At 39.7% G+C, this 5452-nt stretch carries 6 protein-coding genes and 1 pseudogene; 3 read left to right on the forward strand and 4 right to left on the reverse strand.

Going from position 1 to position 5452, the window contains the following annotated elements; genetic code table 11:
- Positions 1–1064 (reverse strand): GGDEF domain-containing protein (locus ACT3RM_RS16675; RefSeq protein ID WP_441993055.1); only part of this gene is annotated, 1064 nt, incomplete at its 3' end.
- A gap of 306 nt (positions 1065–1370) precedes the next feature.
- Here ACT3RM_RS16675 and ACT3RM_RS16680 point away from each other — a divergent pair.
- Positions 1371–2066, forward strand: coding sequence for a 2'-5' RNA ligase family protein (locus ACT3RM_RS16680; protein WP_441993056.1), 696 nt, complete (start codon positions 1371–1373; stop codon positions 2064–2066).
- 3 nt (positions 2067–2069) lie between these two features.
- Here ACT3RM_RS16680 and ACT3RM_RS16685 read toward each other — a convergent pair whose 3' ends face one another.
- From ACT3RM_RS16685 to prmB, 3 genes are all read right to left on the reverse strand, one after another.
- Entirely contained in the window at positions 2070–2426 is a 357-nt protein-coding gene (locus ACT3RM_RS16685; RefSeq protein WP_441836038.1) for a DUF4112 domain-containing protein, read from the reverse strand.
- A 63-nt stretch (positions 2427–2489) separates the two neighbouring features.
- Positions 2490–3587, reverse strand: coding sequence for a chorismate synthase (gene aroC, locus ACT3RM_RS16690; protein ID WP_441836039.1), 1098 nt, complete (start codon positions 3585–3587; stop codon positions 2490–2492).
- 67 nt (positions 3588–3654) lie between these two features.
- Positions 3655–4590 (reverse strand): 50S ribosomal protein L3 N(5)-glutamine methyltransferase, encoded by a 936-nt coding sequence (gene prmB, locus ACT3RM_RS16695; protein WP_441836040.1) that lies wholly within the window; start codon positions 4588–4590, stop codon positions 3655–3657.
- 146 nt (positions 4591–4736) lie between these two features.
- On the opposite strand from prmB, the gene smrB reads away from it, so the two are divergent.
- Both smrB and ACT3RM_RS16705 read left to right on the forward strand, forming a co-directional pair.
- A complete protein-coding gene (gene smrB / locus ACT3RM_RS16700) occupies positions 4737–5294 on the forward strand; it encodes an endonuclease SmrB (RefSeq protein WP_441836041.1) in 558 nt (185 codons plus the stop codon).
- Positions 5295–5330: 36 nt separating this feature from the next.
- A pseudogene (locus ACT3RM_RS16705) lies at positions 5331–5452 on the forward strand (AEC family transporter); the annotation flags it as partial.

Genomic DNA, 5452 nt, shown 5'->3' on the forward strand with positions numbered 1-5452 from the left:
GGTATAAGCGCTGTCACTCCAAAGCTTGCTGTGATTGGGTGTTCTATTTCTTTAATATTAAATATATTTTTGTTGAGCTGCAGAATGATTTTATTAAATAAGCCCCTTATCTCTTCGTAGGTATACATGGGTAGAATCATAACAAACTCCTCTCCACCCAAACGAAATAAGGCGTCACTTGATTGTAGTGTTTTAATTAAAGTTTGAGAAAACTCAATCAAAGCCGCATCTCCAACATCATGCCCGTAAGTGTCATTTATATACTTGAAAAAGTCGATATCTGCTATAGCTACATATACTTTTCTAGACTTATACTCCGCTTCATCTTGGTAAAGAGGAAAATGAGCATTAAATGCGCGCCGATTTGGGAGTTGTGTTAAAACGTCTTTAAACGCTTGCACTTTCATTTCTTTGGCTAGTGCTTTAAGCCACTTATTACGCACATGTAATTGCCTTTTTATAATATGCTCATGGGCTGAAATAGCAGCTCCAGCTAAATTAGTTGACACATATGCTGCACAAACCATAAGTTGCGCATGTAAACTCACTGACTTGAGAATAAATAAGAGAATAACGGCTACAACACAATATATGAGTCCAACTATACATGATGACTTAAATGAGAATAGCGCTGAAAAGTATAATGAAATTAAAATTATTACATCAAAACAGACATAAAATATGTAACTATCGTTAAATAGTAATGTCATACTTTGGAGGTGAACAAACAAAAATATGACAAAACACCAACGAATATACTGGAGTTGCTTAACCGTTTTTATGTAGTTAACTGAAACAGCAACTGCAATACATATAAAAATTAGCTTCCCTCGCAAAATCAAAGTAATCTCAGGCCAAAACTCAGGCTGGACAATCATGGGGTCGCAAAAAGTAATAAAGATTAGAATAATCGCAATAATACCACTTAAATACTGCGCTATTTTTTTATCGCGGGGCAACTTACTAAGTAGAAACGCTTGCTCATCTTCCATTGACTCAAATTGACATGTCCATCTAGAGATAGGTACTTGCTGGTAGGGGTAGAGTGTTTCTAGATCTTTCATATCACAAGTTCCACAACTAATTAAAAAGCGCAACCAGTTCTTCACCGATAAAGACCCCATCGCGAGCTTAATATATTTTATTACAAATTATACTATAAAAAAATTATATTCCTTGGAATTAACAGCATTCAGTGTCACCAAAATCACTTTGCCACGGATATTATTAACTACTAAAAAACATCGTAGACGCATTTTTCAAAAAACAAGCCATCGCAGCCATAATTTTAATAAAACAAATACTCAAGTTTACTCCTAAAGAAACAAGCATTATTATAGGTACTCGATCACTGAGTAAAAATAATTAATATGTACAAACTAATTATGGATAAACTGTTTAAAACCTTACTTATGGCTTTATTGAGTTTATCTTTTCCAACTATTGCAAAAAGTATCAGTATTAATGTGTTTGCAATTCCTTCAAAACCTATTATAAATTTGGTAGAACAAACCAGTAACTCATTAAAACAAAAAGGCATCGTTAGCTTTTACGAAAAAGGCATGCCAGTACACGCCACGCTGTATTTAGCTGATTATCCTGAAGGAACTCAAGAAGCAATTAAGCGCGCAGTAAAAAGCCTTGTTGAACAACACCAAGCTTTTGCTATTACTGCTGAGGGTTTTAAAGTGTCAAAAAGTAATTGGGCATTTATAAACTTGCACTTATCTGACAAGCTACAAAGGCTTTCAGATAAAGTGACCCTCGCCCTAGCCCCCCTGCGTAACCAACATGCAATAGTTCCTGTTTGGGTAAAAAGCTATCCAAATAAATTAACTGCATTTGAACGTTACGGTAGTCCAAACGTATTTCAAAACTTTCAGCCTCACTTAACATTATTAGCCAACGAGAAAAGCCCTCAACTTGCTATTTTTAATCAGCAAATGCAAGCTCAGCCACCAAAAGCACAAGGTAAAATAATAGGTATCGGTATTGGGCTTTCAGATCAGTTTGGCCAACAGAAACAGGTGATTGCAGAGTACTTTTTTCAAAACAATAAAAACTAAGTTTTATCGTTTTTGCTCTACTAAGTAACTTTTAAGTAATTGGGTATTGCGTGTATTTGCCTTAAAGAAAGCATCAAAAATATCACCGACAATTGGGAGTAAACCACAAAAGAAATCAACCAGCATATTAAGAATGATACGAAATTTAACCCCTTTACTAACTCCCAAACGCTGCGCTTCAAAAAGTACATAGCTTGATAGAATAAGGCCTACTAAGTCACCAACTCCTGGTACAATACCAATAAGTGACTCCGCACCCAGCTTAAAATTAGTAAAAGGAATACTAATGCTACTATCGGTAAAGTGGCTAAACTTCTCTAAACGCTTGAGTGCGCCTTGGTGTTTTGAATTGTTGTTCATAAAGCCCCCCAAATCAAAAAGCGCGGAGTAAATCCGCGCCTACAATTTTGTATGCTTTAAGCGTTACACCGAGCCATTTATTGGCCCATGTTCGTGGTTAACATGTGGGTTTTGTCCGCGCTGGCGCAGTAAGTGATCCATTAAAGTAATGGCCATCATCGCTTCTGCAATTGGAATGGCGCGAATACCTACACATGGGTCGTGACGACCTTTAGTGATCATCTCTACCGCTTCGTTCTCGGTGTTAATACTGTTACCGGGAATAGTAATACTCGATGTTGGTTTGAGTGCAATTGACGCGATAATATCTTGCCCAGTAGAAATACCCGCAAGTACGCCACCTGCATGATTTGATGTAAAACCTTCTGGTGTGAGTTCGTCGCGATGCTCTGAGCCTTTTTGTTCAACCACCTCAAAACCGTCGCCAATTTCAACGCCTTTTACAGCGTTAATGCTCATTAAAGAATGGGCAAGTTCAGCGTCAAGTCTGTCAAATACTGGCTCACCTAAGCCAACGGGTACATTTTTAGCGACCACTTTCACTTTAGCGCCAACGGAGTCACCTTGTTTTTTAAGGTCACGCATATATTCATCGAGTGCTTCAATCTTACTGGCATCTGGGAAAAAGAATAAATTGTTTTCGACTTCATCCCAGTCATAGTTTTCAGCTTTTATAGGTCCTAGTTGGCTTAAACACGCCCGTACTTCAATACCATGAAATTGCTTTAGGTACTTTTTAGCGATTGAGCCTGCAGCTACACGAATAGCGGTTTCGCGAGCTGACGAACGACCCCCACCGCGATAATCGCGCTGGCCGTATTTATGCCAATAGGTGTAATCGCCATGGCCTGGACGAAAAACATCTTTAATTTTACCGTAATCTTTTGAACGTTGATCGGTATTTTCAATCAACAATCCTATACTGGTGCCTGTGGTTTTACCTTCAAACACGCCTGATAAGATTTTAATTACATCGTCTTCTCGGCGCTGGGTAGTGTAACGACTTTGCCCTGGTTTACGACGATCTAAATCTATTTGTAAGTCGGCCTCTGTGATTTCAAGGCCTGCGGGCGTACCGTCCACAACACCGCCTAAGGCAACGCCGTGGCTTTCACCAAAGGTGGACACTTTAAATAACTGCCCGATGCTATTACCTGCCATTAACTTTCCTCATTCATAATGACTACTGAGTACCGAGCCTAAGGCTCGGCTTTAATTTTTGCTGTGATCAATCAGCGAAATACGCTACTAATTGTTTTTTACTGATCACAAATACACCAAGTCCGCCTTGTTCAAATTCAACCCATTCAAACGGCGCACCAGGGTAAAGTGCATCCATATGTACCATAGAGTTACCAACCTCGACAAATAACAAACCGTTATCAGTTAGATGATCTGCCGCTTCATTTAAGATAGTACGGGTAACATCTAGGCCATCATGTCCTGATGCAAGGCCTAGCTCTGGCTCATGGTGGAACTCGCGGGGTAAATCGGCCATATCTTCGGCGTCCACATACGGTGGGTTTGCAACAATTAGGTCGTATCTTTGTCCTGGTACGCCACTAAATACGTCTGACTGAATAGGAAGTACACGGTCACTGAGCATGTAATCACTAATATTAATATCAGCCACTTCTAACGCTTCGTAAGAGATATCTACCGCGTCTACTTGAGCCTGTCCAAATACTTGTGCAAGGGCGATAGCAATACAACCAGAGCCGGTGCATAAATCTAAAATACGGTTCACTGACTCAGGCTCTTCTAGCCATGGAGTAAAACGGTTATTAATTAGCTCTGCAAATGGCGAACGTGGAATAAGCACGCGCTCATCTACATAAAATGGCATATTGGCAAACCAAGCAATATTGGTTAGGTATGGGACGGGTGTAAAATCATTAATACGCTCTGCAATTAGGCCTGCGAAACGGTTTTTTTCTGTGCTAGTTAAACGCGCATGCATTAACTCTTTAGGTGCATCAACCGGTAAACTTAACGCCGGTAATAATAGGCTTACGGCTTCATCCCATGCGTTGTCTGTACCATGACCAAAAAAGATACCTGTGCTGGCAAATTGGCTGGTTGTCCAACGTAACCAATCATGTAAGGTTGAAAGTTCTGCAACAGCTTCGTCTAGGGTTGCTTCTTCTATTAGTAATTCACTCATCTGTTATCTGCCTGCTACTTTCAAAATTATTTATTTCAATCGAGGCACAACTAAGGCCCCATGATTGCCCTATTGTAACGTCTTTTCTCTTGGTTTTAACTCGGTTTTCACTCGATTTTTAGCGTTTTTTTGTTTAGACTGCCGCCATGAAAAAAGATCCTCACTCAAACAGCCCAATCAGCACTGACGACATTGATTTGTTTCGTCAAAGTATTAGTGGTGCCAAAGTGTTTAAACAAGACACTCATCGCTTTGCTAATAAACCTAAAGTGTCACAAGCTAAGCAATTTGCCCAGCAAAAAAAGCAGCATCAGTCAGAATTTTTCTTTTCGGACGAGTATATCCCTGATATTGACACGAATGGTACGGTTAATTACGTACAGGAGGGTCAAGACCGATTTTTAGCTAAGCAGTTGCGACGCGGCGATTATATACCTGATCTAACGCTCGATTTGCATGGTCTTAATAAAGAAATCGCAAAAGATGAACTTGCAGGGCTGGTCCATGAATGCAAAAAAAGGCATTACTACTGCGCCTGTGTTGTTCACGGTATTGGCGGGCATATTTTAAGACATAAAGTGCCGCAATATTTAGTGCAGCACCCCGATATTATTGCGATGCACCAAGCGCCCCTCGAATATGGTGGTAAAGGCGCGGTACTAATTTTAATTAACTTACCGCAAAGTGATGAGTTTAGGCGCTAAACTGTAAAGTATTTTTTAACCTAAGGCTGTAATGTAGTGCAGATTTTTTCAATCATCTTTCCGCTTATTTTTATTGTTGCGCTTGGGTTTAGCAGCTGCAAGTTAAAGTTCTTTGCAAAGGAACATATTGCAGGGCTGAGCAAGTTTACGTTTTATAT

This window comes from Pseudoalteromonas sp. AOP7-A1-14 (genome assembly GCF_052376275.1).
Taxonomy (GTDB): domain Bacteria; phylum Pseudomonadota; class Gammaproteobacteria; order Enterobacterales; family Alteromonadaceae; genus Pseudoalteromonas.